Below are 14,095 nucleotides of genomic sequence, written 5' to 3'. Positions count from 1 at the left end.
TCTAAAAAAATACCGGCGATTAAGCCGGTATTTTATTTGGCGGGTGGCGCTTCGCTTACCCGCCCTACTTAACAACTTACTTCGCCTTCAGGGCCAGCGGATTGAGCTTCACGTCCTTGTAGTAGTTCACCCACGAAGAGTATCTCTCCGGAGAGGACCACACGCGGTAGTGAAGCCGTGCCATCGTCACCGGATCGCTCAACAACACCAGACGACGGTCGCGGTTAAGCTTTTCTGGCGTCTCGTTCAGCGCCTGCTCAACGTGGCGATCGCGGGCGATCTCCAGCACCTGGCTGGCGCGGTGACGCGCCGTCGCCATCGCGGTTGCCAGCGCGTTGAATGACGGGTTAAACACGGCATGCATAAAGCCATCATCCAGCGTGCGTTTGCGGTTCTGCTCCAGATAGGTATCGGTATCCACCAGCACCTGCGGCGGAGAATACTCTTCCGGGATCAGGAACAGCTTCCAGCGTTTGGTACGCAGGCCCACCGTGGAACGGCTGGAGATCACCGATACAAACGGCGACAGGATCAGCGAGAACACAATCGGCGCAAGCCAGAACAGGAAACGCAGATCCAGCCAGGCCATACCAACGGCCCACACCAGGCCCAGCAGCAGCTGAGAGCCGTGGCGCATAAAGGCTTCACTCCACGGCGTAGAGTCATCGTCACGCTGCGGTGAATTCCACACCACTTCCCATCCCAGGAACGCGCTCACCACAAACACCGTATGGAACAGCATACGCACCGGCGCCAGCAGGACCGAGAACAGCACTTCCAGCAGCAGTGAAAGGGTCACGCGGCAGAAACCACCGTACTCCTTCGAACCTTTGCACCAGATCAGAATGATACTGAGCAGCTTAGGCAGGAACAGCAGCACCATGGTCGACGCGAACAGCGCGATCGCAAGCTCCGGACGCCACTGCGGCCACACCGGGAACAGCTGGCGCGGTTGCAGGAAATACTGCGGCTCCGTCAGGGCATGCACAACCTGCAACGCGGTTGAGAGCGCCAGGAACATAAACCACAGCGGCGCAGACAGATAGGACATAACGCCCGTCAGGAACACCGCACGGTGAACAGGGTGCATCCCTTTCACCAGGAACAGGCGGAAGTTCATCAGGTTACCGTGACACCAGCGGCGGTCGCGTTTGAGCTCATCCAGCAGGTTCGGCGGCAGCTCTTCATACGAGCCAGGCAGATCGTAGGCAATCCAGACGCCCCACCCTGCGCGACGCATCAGCGCAGCTTCCACAAAGTCATGCGACAGAATGGACCCGGCAAACGACCCTTCACCCGGCAGCGGCGCCAGGGCGCAGTGCTCGATGAATGGCTTCACGCGGATAATGGCGTTGTGGCCCCAGTAGTGGGATTCACCCAACTGCCAAAAGTGCAGACCGGCAGTAAACAGCGGCCCGTAGACGCGGGTCGCAAACTGCTGGCAGCGCGCATACAGCGTGTCCATACCGGACGCTTTTGGCGAGGACTGAATAATTCCCGCGTTCGGGTTGGCTTCCATCAGACGGACCAGCCCGCTCAGGCAGTCGCCGCTCATCACGGAGTCTGCATCCAGTACCACCATGTAGCTGTACTGGTTACCCCAGCGACGACAGAAGTCATCAATGTTTCCGCTCTTACGCTTAACACGACGACGACGACGACGGTAGAAGATCTGCCCTTCCCCCTGCACCTCGGCAATCAGCTCCATCCAGGCTTTTTGCTCCGCCACGCAGATATCCGGATTGTAGCTGTCGCTCAGGATATAGACGTCGAAATGCGCCGCGTTACCGGTCGCCTTCACGGACTCCCAGGTGGCACGCAGCCCGGCGAATACGCGGTCAACGTCTTCGTTACAGATAGGCATGATCAGCGCGGTACGGTGCTCAGGATTGAGGGGCTCATCCCCGACCGTCGACGCGGAAATGCTGTATTTGTCACGCCCCATCAGCAGTTGCAGGAAGCCCATCAGCGCCGTCCAGAACCCGGCGGAGACCCAACAGAACAGCACCGCGAACAGCAGAAGAATGCCGCTCTGTAAAATATACGGCAGCAGCTGCATGAAGGAGACCCAGATATCCTGGCCAATCATGTCAGCAGGGTTAATCAACGCCCAGCCCTGGTACGGCAGAATGGTTTTCATGTACCAGGTGGCGACAACCGTCTGCGCCAGCGTCAGCAGCAGCAGAATGTAACGACGAATCGTTCCCACGGTACGCCATTTCTGCTCGGATGCCTGCTGTTCTTTGGTCAGACGTGACAGATAGCGCGGCGTCACGTCACGCCCACGCAGGCGATCCCAGAAGCGGCCCACCGGGTTGGTGCGCCACGGATCGGGGAACATGGAGGAACGCGTGGCCTTCGGCATCGCCTGTAGCTGGTCACGCCCTTCGTCATCCTTGATTAGCTGCCCTTCTGCCAGCGAGTCCGGCCATGCCTGCTCCAGACGTGCCTTCACTGACCCCAGCGGCGTATCATCATCACGGGAAAAGTGACGATGTTCACCATCCAGCGCGGTGTGAACCGCGCGGATGTCGCTCGCAGGGAGTGCCGCTTTTTCAATGTCCGTCAGCGGCATGGCATCAATATATTCAGATGTATTATTCATTGGCAGGTAGCTGATAGCTCCAGGTTTCACTCAGCGGCTTATCGTTACTGACCAGCGCGGCGCGCATTTCAGTGGTCTGTTTCGGATCTTTCACCTTCACGCGCAGGGTCAAACGCCACCCTTTGGTGACCGGGTTGTAACGCACGGCGTTCTCAACGATTTCACCGTTATCGCCAATGCTGGCCTGTGCCGTCACGGCAGTATCCGGGGCCAGTTTTTTCATATCCTGCCCGGTGAAGTCCACGATAAATGCCAGCGTGCCATCCGGCTGACGAATCAGGTTGGACTGCTTCACGTCACCCGTCGAACGACGCGTCTGCATAACATACGCGTTATCCGGTGCGTGCAGCTTGTCTTCGTCACGGCTGAAGGTGATCGCATACTTGAAGTTCATCTCTTTACCGGCTTCCGGCAGCTGATCCGGTGTCCAGTACGCCACAATGTTATCGTTGGTTTCATCGTTAGTTGGAATTTCAACCAGCTCAACCTTGCCTTTACCCCAGTCGCCTTTCGGCGTAACCCAGGCGCTTGGACGCAGATCGTAGCGGTCATCCAGATCTTCAAAGCGGGAGAACTGACGGCCACGTTGCAGCAGACCAAAGCCCTGCGGGTTTTCCATCGCAAAGCTGCTGACGGCGAGGTGTTTCGGGTTGTTCAGCGGACGCCAGATCCACTCGCCGTTACCCGCATGAATGGAGAGGCCGTTGGAATCATGCAGTTCAGGACGGAAATTGGTCGCCGGAGAGGGCTGGTTCGGCCCGAACAGGAACATGCTGGTCAGCGGCGCGACGCCCAGTTTGCCCACTTTATCGCGCAGGTAAACTTTAGACTGTACGTCAACCACCGTGTCACGCCCTGGCATGATCACGAAGCGATAAGCGCCTGTCGCACGAGGGGAGTCCAGCAGCGCATAAATTGTCAGACGTTTGTCGGTTGGTTTTGGACGTTCGATCCAGAACTCGCGAAAACGTGGAAATTCTTCACCTGATGGCAGCGCGGTATCAATTGCCAGACCGCGCGCAGAAAGCCCGTACACCTGCCCCGCGCCAATCACGCGGAAGTAGCTGGCGCCAAGCATGCTGACGATTTCGTCGTTTTTATCTTTGCTGTTAATCGGATAAAGCACCTTGAAGCCTGCGAAGCCGAGGTCTTTCACCGTGTCTTTATCGTGTTGCACATCGCCAAAATTGAAATAATCCGGGCTGTACTTGATTTTGCGTACCGCGGTCGCCGTCACTTCGTTGATGGCAACCGGCGTGTCGAAGTACATACCCTGGTGGTAAAATTCAAGCTTGAACGGGGTTTTAATATTGTTCCAGTACGCTTTATCGTGATTGAACTGGATCTGCTGATAGTCCGCGTATTTCATGTCGCGGAAAACGGAGGGCAGGTTACTTTTTGGCGCTTCGTAGCTCTTGCCCGCCATCGATTTAGCCTGTTTTGCGACATCATCGATGTTAAAGGCCAGTGCAGATGAGGTATACAGTGACAACAGCACTGCTACACCCAACCAACGCATTTTCATCATTTGTGGTTTATGTTTCATAATAAGTAAGCACTTCCCCCTTTGTGTGCTTATATCGATCCGATCCATTTTAATGGAAACTCAGGCAATCCGACAACATTATCACTGCTTTGTTCAGCTCGCTGGCTCATGGATTAAGCAAATGAAAGAACCCGCTTTTCACTTTGCGTGCTTATCCTGGAGACAGGGTGTCGGTCTTGGTGTAGGGTTGGCTCCGAATGTAACCATTATGAGCCTTAGGGATAAGGCGAAAAGTCTGAGAATGCGCAAAGTTATATGAGCACAACCCCTGTACAACGTGAATATTTCCTCGACTCGATCCGCGCATGGCTCATGCTATTGGGGATCCCTTTTCATATTTCACTGATCTATTCCAGCCACACCTGGCACGTGAACAGCCAGATGCCCTCCTGGTGGCTGACGCTGTTTAATGATTTTATCCATGCCTTCCGCATGCAGGTGTTTTTTGTCATTTCCGGTTATTTCTCTTACATGCTCTTCTTGCGCTATCCCCTCAAACGATGGTGGAAAGTGCGCGTGGAGCGCGTGGGCATACCGATGTTGACGGCCATTCCGCTGCTGACGCTGCCGCAGTTCATCATGTTGCAGCATGTTAAAGGCAAGGCGGAAAACTGGCCGAATCTCTCCTTCTATGAGAAATACAACACCCTGGTCTGGGAGCTGATTTCCCACCTCTGGTTCCTGCTGGTACTGGTGGTGCTAACCACGGTGAGTTTGTTGATCTTCAGCCAGCTGCGCCAGCGCGCGAGCACCGCATCCTCGACCTTCTTCGCCAACATCACCCTGGGCAAGCTATCTCTGCTGTTTCTTGCGCTGGGGGTCGCGTATGCCGCCGTCAGGCGTACCCTGCTCATTGTCTACCCTCCCATTCTGAGCGATGGGCTGTTTAATTTCGTGGTGATGCAGACCCTGTTCTACATTCCCTTCTTCCTGATTGGGGCGCTGGCATTTATTCATCCCCGGCTTAAAGCGCTGTTTACCACCCCCTCCCCCTGGTGTGCGGTGGGTGCTGCGCTGGCCTTTGCCGCCTATCTTCTCAATCAGCGCTATGGCAGCGGGGACGCGTGGATGTATGAGACAGAGAGCGTGATAACGATGCTGATGGGCCTGTGGATGGTTAACGTAGTGTTCGCCCTTGGCCATCGTCTGCTGAATTTTAAATCCAGCCGCGTTACCTATTTCGTTAATGCTTCGCTGTTTATCTACCTGGTTCACCATCCGCTGACGCTGTTTTTCGGGGCGTACATTACGCCGCATATCGCCTCGAATGCGCTGGGCTTCTTCACCGGCCTGGTCTTTGTGGTTGGCATTGCCATCGTGTTGTATGAAATCCATCTGCGGATCCCGCTTTTGCGTTTCCTGTTCTCAGGCAAACCTCAGGTTAAAGCGGGATAACAAAACGGCGCCTCCAGGGCGCCGTTTTTGCACTTCAGACATCAAAATGCCTGGCTGCGCGCGGTCAAAATCCGCTGATACAGGTCGGCGGTGTGCTCATCGAAACAGACAAAAATGACTTTTTCCGGCATGGGTTTGAGGGAAAGGTAGTGATAAACGGTATTCACGGCGATTGTAGCTGCCGCTTCCTTTGGATAACCGTATACCCCGGTGCTAATGGCGGGGAACGCCATGGTCTTGTACCCGTTATCCGCCGCAAGCCGCAGGCAGTTACGATACGCCTGCTCCAGAATCTCAGCCTCATGGCGGTCGCCACCGTGCCAGACGGGTCCAACGGTATGGATCACCGCTTTGGCCGGGAGATCGCCTGCAAGCGTAATAACAGCATGCCCCGGCGGGCACTCTCCCTGCTGCTGACGCACGGTTTTGCATGCTTCAAGGAGTTGAGGGCCTGCGGCCCGGTGAATGGCACCGTCCACCCCGCCCCCACCCATCAGGGAGGAATTGGCTGCGTTGACGATCACGTCAACGTGTACCGTCGTGATATCGCCATGAATAACGTCGATTTGCGGTCTCATAAACACCCTCTGCAACCCGCCTTTTTCATCAGTGTATCGCAGAGGGAGAAGGAGAAAAACTGCCGTGAAAAAAACGTCGGTTAGCGGTAATCCACCTGAACGACCGCAAGCGTTTTCTGTTCATTCAGGTATTTCATGCTGACAGCGGCCAGAGCTGAATGAGGATGATGGCCCCGGAGCGCCTCGTCATAACTGATGGTATGCGTTTTCATACGGTTATTTTCCGGACAGGAGATCGCAAACTGCTGATGCCGGGGCGTGACTTCGCACGGGTCAGCGACCACCGCGCCACGAAAATGAATCACCCCACCATCTTCTATAGTTGCTGAATAAGCCGGAGATAAAAAAGAGGACAGGATCAGTCCCAGACCAGAAATAATACACGCTGCGGATTTGAACATTATTTGTACTCCTCAATGAAATTCGTCCTTGAGGGGTAAAAACGCTCCGTTATGACGTATCAATTTAAGCAACCCGATGACTGGGTTCTTGATATCAGCATAGCTTACCTGTGCAGCGCCGCCACTTTATTAAATCATTGATTTCATGAATTATTAAAGCGTACTTACCGGTGCGTTCCACTGCTGTGATAAATGAAGCGATTTTCCATCGGAAACGGTGACGATTATTTTTACCGCATCCCCTGAACGAATATTTAAACTGATTCGCGTTAAATCAATCGGCTGATTAGCGGGTATAAAAAGAGTATTTTTCTGCCGCGATGTACTTTGTCCCGCTTGCCCCTGTCGGACAGATAACACCTCAACCTGACATTCGCAGGCGTCTGCCAGCGTGACCTGAGGAATAATGGTTGTCATATTTGCCTGCTGTGAGGTGCTGAACGTTATCTGGCTGGCAAGCGCAGCAAGGAGAATGAAGGTGCTCATGAGATCCTCCCGAAAAAAAACAGGGCACATGCCCTGTTTTTTGGTACAGAATTGAATCAGTACTGATGTGCGGTCGCGTTGTTGCCAAAGCCAACCTGGTGCACAGTCACCGTTGAGCCGGACGCTGTCTGGTCTACCGCCGCGCCGTTGCCGCCGCCGAACTGTTTCACGTTGATAACAGAGTCTTTGCTATTCCACTGGTCGATGGTGGCGCTGTTACCAAAGCCTTTTTGCAGCAGATCGATAGAACTGTCATCAGAGCCCTGACCAACATCTGCGCCGTTACCGCCACCGTGCTGGGTAATGGTCAATTCAGAATCTCGGGCGTCCGTCTGCAAAGCAAGCGCGGAGTTACCGCCGCCGTACTGGTAAATGCTCAGGGTTGAGTCAGGGCCGTTATTGCCGCCACCCCAGCCACCACCGTGGCCGCCGCCAAATTGTGGTACCGCACCTGCGAAAGCACTGCCAGAAACTACGATTGCTGCAATAACTGCCACTTTGAAAAGTTTCATGGTAAACCCCCATCGGATTGATTAAGGCGTCACACATCGCTAGCGTTGAATAACGCGAATAGCCATTTGCGACTGTCTCTGTACTACAACTGCTGTTTTCTGCGTACCATACTGCGTTATATTCGCCCTGTTACCCGAGCCTTTCTGGATAATCATGGCGGTGTTGCCAAAAGCGCCCTGCTTAATACTCGCATCGTTGCCGTTACCGGTCTGATCGATATAAGCAAGGTTATACGTCCCTGACTGATCAACATGCGCGCGGTTATTCCCGCCCTCCTGGGAAATAATGGACAGCAATTTAGAACCGCCCTGGCGTACATCAGCATTATTACCTGAACCCTGTTGACCAATAATGGCTGCCTGATTGTATGAAGCTTTACTTAATTCATTTATCGCAAAATTATATTCAGAACTGGCTAAATCTGAATCACCTGCGATTACAAACCCAGGCGCACCCAGTAATGTAAACATCATAAACAACGTTTTGTTTTTCATGCTGTCACCCTGGACCTGGCTATAAAATAGGTATGTCTTTACCCGTTAACGCGATTCGTTTTGTTAACGCCGCGTTACGGAAAAGAGTATGTCTGCCGAAACATATTTAATATCTCACCCGTGTGCCTTATTTTTATATGCTCATTCACCTCAAAGTCGTAAATCTCGCCTGAAACGATGCGATACACGCCTGAAGCAGAAACCAAAAATGTCTTCCTGCGCTTGTACAACAGCGAGACAGACTGTCCAACCTGCACCGGCTTCTTCAGACAAAAACGACAATACCCTTTGCCACGTGCGTGACACGAAGCAAGTTTTCTTAAGAAAACATTCTGGCTTAGGGAAGTCTTATGTTTTTAGCAGAGTTCATACTTTTTACCGGCTGGCTTACAATAATACAAAGCCAGATAATTCAATTCATTATAATATAGAGTATGGTTTTTAAAATCTGTGCATGTTTATACACCTGTACAACTTTCCCCTTACCTTAAAATCTATTAGCTCTGCAAAATACACAACTTAATATCGAATTTTACATTATGTTACACGATTAACACTTGCTTTAAAGTTTGCAATAGCTAGATTGAAAACAGCAGTACGTTATTTGTTTTTAATTTTACCGCCTCCTTTGGAGGAGGTTTTTTAACTACACACAGCAGTGCCACACCTGTCAGTACTTCTGGTGCCCTTTTCAATAATACGAGGGCAGCTGCCGGGTGTCATAAATAACGTGGGGTTTCATCATGTTTAATGAAGTCCATAGCTTACCCGGTCATACATTATTGTTGATCACAAAACCTTCCTTACAAGCGACAGCGTTATTGCAGCATTTAAAGCAATGCCTGGCCCTTAACGGGAAACTGCATAATATTCAACGTTCTTTTGATGACATCGCTCCTGGCAGCATCATTCTTCTCGATATGATGGAAGCGGATAAAAAACTCATTCATTACTGGCAAGATAATTTAAGCAGGAAAAACAATAATATCCGCGTATTGTTATTAAATACGCCTGATGAGTATCCTTTCCGCGAAATTGAGAGCTGGCCACATATTAACGGCGTGTTTTACGTCACTGAAGAAGAAAACCGTGTCGTGGAAGGTTTGCAGGGCATATTGCGCGGGGAGTGTTATTTCTCGCAAAAACTGGCCAGCTACCTCATTACCCACTCCGGAAATTATCGCTATAACAGTTCAGAATCGGCCCTTCTGACGCACCGTGAGAAAGAGATCCTGAACAAACTGCGTATTGGTGCTTCAAATATTGAAATCGCCCGTTCGTTATTTATCAGCGAAAATACGGTTAAGACGCATCTTTATAATCTTTTCAAAAAGATAGCTGTTAAAAATCGCACGCAGGCGGTGTCGTGGGCAAACGATAACCTCAGGCGTTAATAGCATGAAACGCACCCTAAGTTGGATTGCCGCCGCAGGCATTATGCTTGCTGCCGGAAACCTTCAGGCTGTTGAGGTGGAAGTTCCCGGACTGTTGACCGACCACACCGTCACCTCTGTCGGACACGATTTTTATCGTGCCTTCAGCGATAAGTGGGAAAGCGATTATCCGGGTAACTTAACCATCAACGAACGGCCCAGTGCGCGGTGGGGAAGCTGGATCACAATAACCGCTAATCAGGACGTTATTTACCAGACTTTTTTATTCCCAACGAAAAGAGACTTCGATCAGAACGTCGCTTTCGCGCTGGCACAAACAGAAGAAGCTATTAACCGCCTACAGTTAGACAAAGCCCTTTTGAGCACAGGCGATTTAGCAAAAGATGAGTTCTAGCAACGACACCTATTTCGGAGGCTGTAATGCGTCTCGCACACACAGTGATTTCGTTAATGCTCATTGCGCCGTTGAGCTGGGCCGGAAATATGACATTCCAGTTCCGCAACCCTAATTTTGGCGGCAACCCGAATAACGGAGCCTTTATGCTTAACCAGGCTCAGGCTCAAAACTCCTATAAAGACCCCAGCTATGACGATGATTTCGGTATCGAGACCCCGTCGGCCCTGGATAATTTCACTCAGGCCATCCAGTCGCAAATATTAGGTGGCTTATTAACCAACATTAATACCGGAAAACCCGGCCGGATGGTCACTAACGACTTTATCGTCGATATTGCCAATAAAGACGGGCAGCTTCAGTTAAATGTGACAGACCGAAAAACCGGTAAAACGTCGACAATCCAGGTTTCCGGTTTGCAGACCAGTTCAACTGATTTCTAAACAACCCCAAAATAAGGACAATTATTATGCAGCGCTTTTTTATTTTAGTTGCAGTGTGCTTATTAAGCGGTTGTTTAACTGCCCCGCCAAAAGAAGCCGCTAAACCCACCCTAATGCCTCGTGCCCAGAGCTACCGGGATCTGACACATCTGCCGGTCCCTACCGGGAAGATATTCGTCTCGGTCTATAACATTCAGGATGAGACGGGCCAGTTCAAACCGTATCCGGCCAGTAACTTCTCGACGGCCGTACCGCAGAGCGCCACCGCAATGCTGGTCACCGCCCTGAAAGATTCTCGCTGGTTTATCCCGCTGGAACGTCAGGGGCTGCAAAACCTGCTTAACGAACGAAAAATCATTCGTGCCGCGCAGGAGAATGGTACCGTTGGCGTCAATAACCGCATGCCGCTACAGTCTCTCACCGCAGCCAATATCATGGTGGAAGGCTCGATTATCGGCTACGAAAGTAACGTGAAATCGGGCGGCGCGGGTGCGCGTTACTTTGGCATCGGGGCCGACACGCAGTATCAGCTGGATCAGATTGCCGTCAACCTGCGCGTGGTTAACGTGAGCACGGGTGAGATATTATCCTCCGTGACCACCAGCAAAACGATTCTCTCTTATGAAGTGCAGGCCGGGGTGTTCCGCTTTATCGATTACCAGCGTCTGCTGGAGGGTGAAATTGGCTATACCTCTAACGAGCCGGTCATGCTGTGTCTAATGTCGGCCATCGAAACCGGCGTGATTTTCCTGATTAATGACGGTATCGATCGCGGCTTGTGGGATCTTCAGAATAAAAGTGACGTGAGTAATGCGGTGCTGGTGAAATACCGTGAGATGTCGGTGCCGCCGGAGTCATAATCGGCGGCGCATAAAAAAGGCGAGATTTCCGTCTCGCCTTTTTTTATTTACTTACCGCAGGAACGCTCTGGCTCTTCTCGCGTCGGGCCGCAAGCCAGAGGCCGCTGTTCTTCATGGCGTAGCCAAACAGTAACCCCAGCATGAGCGAAGGGACCACCAGCTTCCAGTCCCCCTGCCCCGCAAAGGTCGCGCAGGCACCCATGAACGTGCCGGGCACAAAGGACAACAGCAGATGTTTTGCCTGAACGCACATCAGGAAGGCCACAATGCCGGTGATGGCGTACCCCAGGATTTCCACATGCGGCGCCAGCGCGCTGCCTTTCATAATGACCAGCGCCCAAATCACACCGCTCATCAGAGTACAGCCGGAGATGAAGAGCCCTTTGAGACCACCCTGCGGGCAGGCGAAATAGGCCGTGCAGCCAAGAAAACCAGCCCAGCTCAACAAGCCGAGAGAGACAGCCACCCAACCCCAGAGGCCGGAGAGGATGCCAGTCGTGATTGCAATACAAAGTAGTATGTTCATGGTGCGCATCTTAGCAGATGCGCACCTTAGAAATGAGATCAGAAGCACATTACGTGCAAGTTGAAATGTATCGTTGCAGGATTTTTGTGATTCGAATCACTCTTCGTTCTCTTCTTCCAGCTCGTCCCACATGGCAGCGATAGCGTCACGCGTCAGCGGAGCCAGCGTTCTCCAGAACGGCGAGGTGGCATGGGCTTCAACTTTACCCAGGAAGGTGCCAACCCACGGAAGCAAATACGTTTCGAACAGGGTTTCAATCGCCTCGTTCTCATCATCACCTGCATTATCTTCAATCCAGGAGGCCGCCAGCAGCAGGGTACCGATATGATCGGCAGGCATATCCGTCAGCGGCATGCCCCGTTCTGAAAGAAACGCCCGAACTTCCGCTTCGGTCGCACCTTCCTGCCAGGCAGAACGATACGGCGACACGCGACACTCTTCCCCCACAAACAGCGCGTTGTAATCCGTTGAAATCTGCTGCATATCACAGCTTTTTTGCAAGCGTTCCAGCAACTCATCCTGTTCCAGCGGCCAGCTCTGCGCCAGTTTACCTTCACGAATCAGGGTAAACAGCGGAACCAGCAGCGGATCCTGCGGCTGGCGGTAATATAAGGTGCCCAGCACGCGGCAAAGGATGGAAAACTCATTCATGTTTTTATTCCGTTATTAATTAAAGATCGGCAAATTCATCAATCGGTGCCATGCCGCGCGACTCAAGGAAGTCGAGCATACGACGCGGCGTGACGTTCAGGATCTGTTCTTCCGGGAAATTCACGTCCCGCAATATTTTCAGGCACTCGCTGAAATCACCCAGCGTGAAGGCCGTGTGTGAATCAGAGCCCAGCGCCACCATGCCGCCCGCGTCACGCACGGCCGCCGCCACTTCGCGGCAGTTGGCTTCACTGCCCTTACGCGAGTGAACAAAGGAGGAGTTGTTAATCTCCAGCGCCACGCGGTGCTTCGCTGCCGCCTGCGCCACGGCCTGAATATCAATCGGGTATTTCGGATTTCCCGGGTGGCTGATAATGTGCACGTTGCCGCTGGCAATAGTGGCAATCATCGCTGCGGTGTTGGTCTCTTTATCCTGGGGCGCAAAGACCGGCTCGTGGAAGCCGGCGAGGATCAGATCTAACGAGGTCAGCATCGGGCCGGTGCAGTCAATCTCACCGTCAGTATTTTTGATGTTCGCTTCGATGCCGCGCAGTATCCCGATACCGTCCACCAGGCGTGGCCAGATACGCATATTCACAAAATGCCAGTAGTGCGGCGCATCCGCCATATCCGGACCGTGATCGGTTATCGCAAACAGTTTAATGCCTTTCAGCTTCGCCTGAGCGATATAATCATGGAGGTTACTGTAAGCGTGGGTACTGGCGACGGTGTGCATATGCAGGTCAACGGGATACATCTTTCTCTCCTCTGCGGTTTTTCCAAAGGATAGCAGTTATCAGCGGCGAATATTAGCAAAAACCCGGCGAACGCCGGGTTTCTCTCAGTAGCCTCGCTGTCTGTCGACCTGTCCGGTCACCGTGTTGCCCTTCTCTATTTCGCTGATGGTATGCGAGATGTACGCCACGGCCTCCGCCGGTCGCGTCACGGCCGCAATATGAGGCGTCATCGCCACGCGCGGATGTGCCCAGAGCGGGCTGTCTGTCGGCAGCGGTTCGCGGCTATAGACATCCAGCATTGCGCCTTTCAGTTTACCGCTATCCAGCGCTTTCAGCAGATCGTCTTCCACAACGTGTACCCCGCGCGCCAGGTTCATTAAGTAGCTGTCTTCTGCCAACTGGTTGAGGAGCGTGCCATTGATAATGCCGACCGTTTCCGCCGTATTCGGCAGCAGGTTAATGAGGACGCGAGTCCCTTTCAGGAACGCCGGGAGTTCGTCCGTTCCGGCAAAGCTCTCGACGCCTGGATAATCCTTACGGCTCCGGCTCCAGCAGCGCAGTGGGAAGCCCCACGGCGCGAGCGCTTCGGCGACTTTCGAACCCAGTACACCCGCGCCGAGGATGCCGATGGTGAAATCTTCATGCTGATAATCCGGAAGCGGTTCCCAGTGGGATTGCTGTTTAAACGCCTGATAATCGTCGAAGCGGCGGAACCAGTGCAGCACCTGGCTCACGGCATATTCCTGCATCTGCTGCCCCATACCGGTATCTTCCAGACGAAACAGGGGAATATCCTCCGGCAGCATTTCAGGGTGTGCCTTCAGCTTACTGAGAATGGAATCCACACCCGCACCAAGAGCAAACACCGCCTTCAAACGGCGTCCCTGAAGCATTTCGACCGGGGGATGCCAGACCAGCGCGTAGTCGGCATGTTCATTATCGCCCTGTTTCCATTCGCGAACGCGTGCGCCAGGCAGTGCCGCCGTGAGCGCGTTAATCCAGTAAGCCGTATCAAAAGTGGGGTGATAGAAGATAATATCCATAGTCATTGCCTTTTATTGCGCTGTTTTAT

At 52.8% G+C, this 14,095-nt stretch carries 16 protein-coding genes; 5 read left to right on the top strand and 11 right to left on the bottom strand.

Annotation, left to right across the window (positions count from 1 at the left end; translation table 11 throughout):
* Positions 1 to 76 precede the first annotated feature (76 nt).
* Entirely contained in the window at positions 77 to 2,605 is a 2,529-nt protein-coding gene (gene mdoH, locus ACOTY5_RS04125) for a glucans biosynthesis glucosyltransferase MdoH (protein ID WP_003858032.1), read from the bottom strand.
* Positions 2,598 to 4,151: a glucans biosynthesis protein MdoG gene (gene mdoG / locus ACOTY5_RS04120; RefSeq protein WP_015570847.1), complete on the bottom strand. Its 1,554-nt coding sequence runs from the start codon at positions 4,149 to 4,151 to the stop codon at positions 2,598 to 2,600. The genes mdoH and mdoG overlap by 8 nt, the downstream gene beginning before the upstream one ends.
* Before the next feature lie 255 nt (positions 4,152 to 4,406).
* On the opposite strand from mdoG, the gene mdoC reads away from it, so the two are divergent.
* Positions 4,407 to 5,546 (top strand): glucans biosynthesis protein MdoC, encoded by a 1,140-nt coding sequence (gene mdoC / locus ACOTY5_RS04115; RefSeq protein ID WP_017384749.1) that lies wholly within the window; start codon positions 4,407 to 4,409, stop codon positions 5,544 to 5,546.
* A gap of 41 nt (positions 5,547 to 5,587) precedes the next feature.
* Here the strand turns inward: mdoC and ymdB are convergent, their stop codons facing one another.
* From ymdB to csgB, 5 genes are all read right to left on the bottom strand, one after another.
* Positions 5,588 to 6,124, bottom strand: coding sequence for an O-acetyl-ADP-ribose deacetylase (ymdB, locus tag ACOTY5_RS04110; protein ID WP_015570849.1), 537 nt, complete (start codon positions 6,122 to 6,124; stop codon positions 5,588 to 5,590).
* Positions 6,125 to 6,204: 80 nt separating this feature from the next.
* Entirely contained in the window at positions 6,205 to 6,525 is a 321-nt protein-coding gene (locus tag ACOTY5_RS04105; protein WP_045141453.1) for a type 1 fimbrial protein, read from the bottom strand.
* A 153-nt stretch (positions 6,526 to 6,678) separates the two neighbouring features.
* Positions 6,679 to 7,011: a curli assembly chaperone CsgC gene (gene csgC, locus ACOTY5_RS04100; protein ID WP_017384752.1), complete on the bottom strand. Its 333-nt coding sequence runs from the start codon at positions 7,009 to 7,011 to the stop codon at positions 6,679 to 6,681.
* Between the two features lie 56 nt (positions 7,012 to 7,067).
* Positions 7,068 to 7,523 carry a curli major subunit CsgA gene (csgA, locus tag ACOTY5_RS04095; protein WP_003858043.1) on the bottom strand — a complete coding sequence of 152 codons (456 nt, stop codon included), beginning with the start codon at positions 7,521 to 7,523 and terminating at the stop codon, positions 7,068 to 7,070.
* A 39-nt stretch (positions 7,524 to 7,562) separates the two neighbouring features.
* Positions 7,563 to 8,018 (bottom strand): curli minor subunit CsgB, encoded by a 456-nt coding sequence (csgB, locus tag ACOTY5_RS04090; RefSeq protein WP_032647963.1) that lies wholly within the window; start codon positions 8,016 to 8,018, stop codon positions 7,563 to 7,565.
* A gap of 743 nt (positions 8,019 to 8,761) precedes the next feature.
* Here csgB and csgD point away from each other — a divergent pair.
* From csgD to csgG, 4 genes are read left to right on the top strand one after another with little or no spacing between them, the layout of a single operon-like run.
* Positions 8,762 to 9,412 carry a biofilm master transcriptional regulator CsgD gene (gene csgD, locus ACOTY5_RS04085; RefSeq protein WP_045141452.1) on the top strand — a complete coding sequence of 217 codons (651 nt, stop codon included), beginning with the start codon at positions 8,762 to 8,764 and terminating at the stop codon, positions 9,410 to 9,412.
* Positions 9,413 to 9,416: 4 nt separating this feature from the next.
* Positions 9,417 to 9,806 carry a curli production assembly/transport protein CsgE gene (gene csgE, locus ACOTY5_RS04080; protein WP_003858052.1) on the top strand — a complete coding sequence of 130 codons (390 nt, stop codon included), beginning with the start codon at positions 9,417 to 9,419 and terminating at the stop codon, positions 9,804 to 9,806.
* Between the two features lie 26 nt (positions 9,807 to 9,832).
* Positions 9,833 to 10,249 carry a curli production assembly/transport protein CsgF gene (gene csgF, locus ACOTY5_RS04075; RefSeq protein WP_003858054.1) on the top strand — a complete coding sequence of 139 codons (417 nt, stop codon included), beginning with the start codon at positions 9,833 to 9,835 and terminating at the stop codon, positions 10,247 to 10,249.
* Between the two features lie 26 nt (positions 10,250 to 10,275).
* Positions 10,276 to 11,109, top strand: a complete 834-nt coding sequence (gene csgG, locus ACOTY5_RS04070) for a curli production assembly/transport protein CsgG (RefSeq protein WP_003858055.1) — start codon at positions 10,276 to 10,278, stop codon at positions 11,107 to 11,109.
* Positions 11,110 to 11,152: 43 nt separating this feature from the next.
* Here csgG and ACOTY5_RS04065 read toward each other — a convergent pair whose 3' ends face one another.
* From ACOTY5_RS04065 to ghrA, 4 genes are all read right to left on the bottom strand, one after another.
* On the bottom strand, positions 11,153 to 11,635 hold the full coding sequence (locus ACOTY5_RS04065; protein ID WP_072159654.1) for a DUF1097 domain-containing protein: 483 nt from the start codon (positions 11,633 to 11,635) through the stop codon (positions 11,153 to 11,155).
* A gap of 96 nt (positions 11,636 to 11,731) precedes the next feature.
* Positions 11,732 to 12,286, bottom strand: coding sequence for a TorD/DmsD family molecular chaperone (locus ACOTY5_RS04060; RefSeq protein WP_003858059.1), 555 nt, complete (start codon positions 12,284 to 12,286; stop codon positions 11,732 to 11,734).
* Positions 12,287 to 12,305: 19 nt separating this feature from the next.
* The gene (locus tag ACOTY5_RS04055; protein WP_003858061.1) at positions 12,306 to 13,043 is read right to left on the bottom strand and encodes a phosphatase; all 738 of its coding nucleotides are present in this window, start codon (positions 13,041 to 13,043) and stop codon (positions 12,306 to 12,308) included.
* Between the two features lie 84 nt (positions 13,044 to 13,127).
* Positions 13,128 to 14,066, bottom strand: a complete 939-nt coding sequence (gene ghrA, locus ACOTY5_RS04050) for a glyoxylate/hydroxypyruvate reductase GhrA (protein ID WP_045141451.1) — start codon at positions 14,064 to 14,066, stop codon at positions 13,128 to 13,130.
* Positions 14,067 to 14,095: the final 29 nt, after the last annotated feature.

Source organism: Enterobacter cloacae complex sp. SHL018 (assembly GCF_049237905.1).
Classification (GTDB): domain Bacteria; phylum Pseudomonadota; class Gammaproteobacteria; order Enterobacterales; family Enterobacteriaceae; genus Enterobacter; species Enterobacter hormaechei_C.
Note: the sequence above shows the minus strand (reverse complement) of the source record. Positions and strands in the feature narration are given on the sequence as shown.

What these genes read in the sequence shown, in the direction of transcription:
- ghrA (WP_045141451.1), bottom strand. Translation starts at nt 14,066, where the DNA reads ATGGATATTATCTTCTATCACCCCACTTTTGATACGGCTTACTGGATT.
- ACOTY5_RS04055 (WP_003858061.1), bottom strand. Translation starts at nt 13,043, where the DNA reads ATGTATCCCGTTGACCTGCATATGCACACCGTCGCCAGTACCCACGCT.
- csgF (WP_003858054.1), top strand. Translation starts at nt 9,833, where the DNA reads ATGCGTCTCGCACACACAGTGATTTCGTTAATGCTCATTGCGCCGTTG.
- csgE (WP_003858052.1), top strand. Translation starts at nt 9,417, where the DNA reads ATGAAACGCACCCTAAGTTGGATTGCCGCCGCAGGCATTATGCTTGCT.
- csgC (WP_017384752.1), bottom strand. Translation starts at nt 7,011, where the DNA reads ATGAGCACCTTCATTCTCCTTGCTGCGCTTGCCAGCCAGATAACGTTC.
- mdoC (WP_017384749.1), top strand. Translation starts at nt 4,407, where the DNA reads ATGAGCACAACCCCTGTACAACGTGAATATTTCCTCGACTCGATCCGC.
- ACOTY5_RS04065 (WP_072159654.1), bottom strand. Translation starts at nt 11,635, where the DNA reads ATGAACATACTACTTTGTATTGCAATCACGACTGGCATCCTCTCCGGC.
- ACOTY5_RS04060 (WP_003858059.1), bottom strand. Translation starts at nt 12,286, where the DNA reads ATGAATGAGTTTTCCATCCTTTGCCGCGTGCTGGGCACCTTATATTAC.
- csgB (WP_032647963.1), bottom strand. Translation starts at nt 8,018, where the DNA reads ATGAAAAACAAAACGTTGTTTATGATGTTTACATTACTGGGTGCGCCT.
- mdoH (WP_003858032.1), bottom strand. Translation starts at nt 2,605, where the DNA reads ATGAATAATACATCTGAATATATTGATGCCATGCCGCTGACGGACATT.
- ymdB (WP_015570849.1), bottom strand. Translation starts at nt 6,124, where the DNA reads ATGAGACCGCAAATCGACGTTATTCATGGCGATATCACGACGGTACAC.
- ACOTY5_RS04105 (WP_045141453.1), bottom strand. Translation starts at nt 6,525, where the DNA reads ATGTTCAAATCCGCAGCGTGTATTATTTCTGGTCTGGGACTGATCCTG.
- csgD (WP_045141452.1), top strand. Translation starts at nt 8,762, where the DNA reads ATGTTTAATGAAGTCCATAGCTTACCCGGTCATACATTATTGTTGATC.
- csgG (WP_003858055.1), top strand. Translation starts at nt 10,276, where the DNA reads ATGCAGCGCTTTTTTATTTTAGTTGCAGTGTGCTTATTAAGCGGTTGT.
- csgA (WP_003858043.1), bottom strand. Translation starts at nt 7,523, where the DNA reads ATGAAACTTTTCAAAGTGGCAGTTATTGCAGCAATCGTAGTTTCTGGC.
- mdoG (WP_015570847.1), bottom strand. Translation starts at nt 4,151, where the DNA reads ATGAAACATAAACCACAAATGATGAAAATGCGTTGGTTGGGTGTAGCA.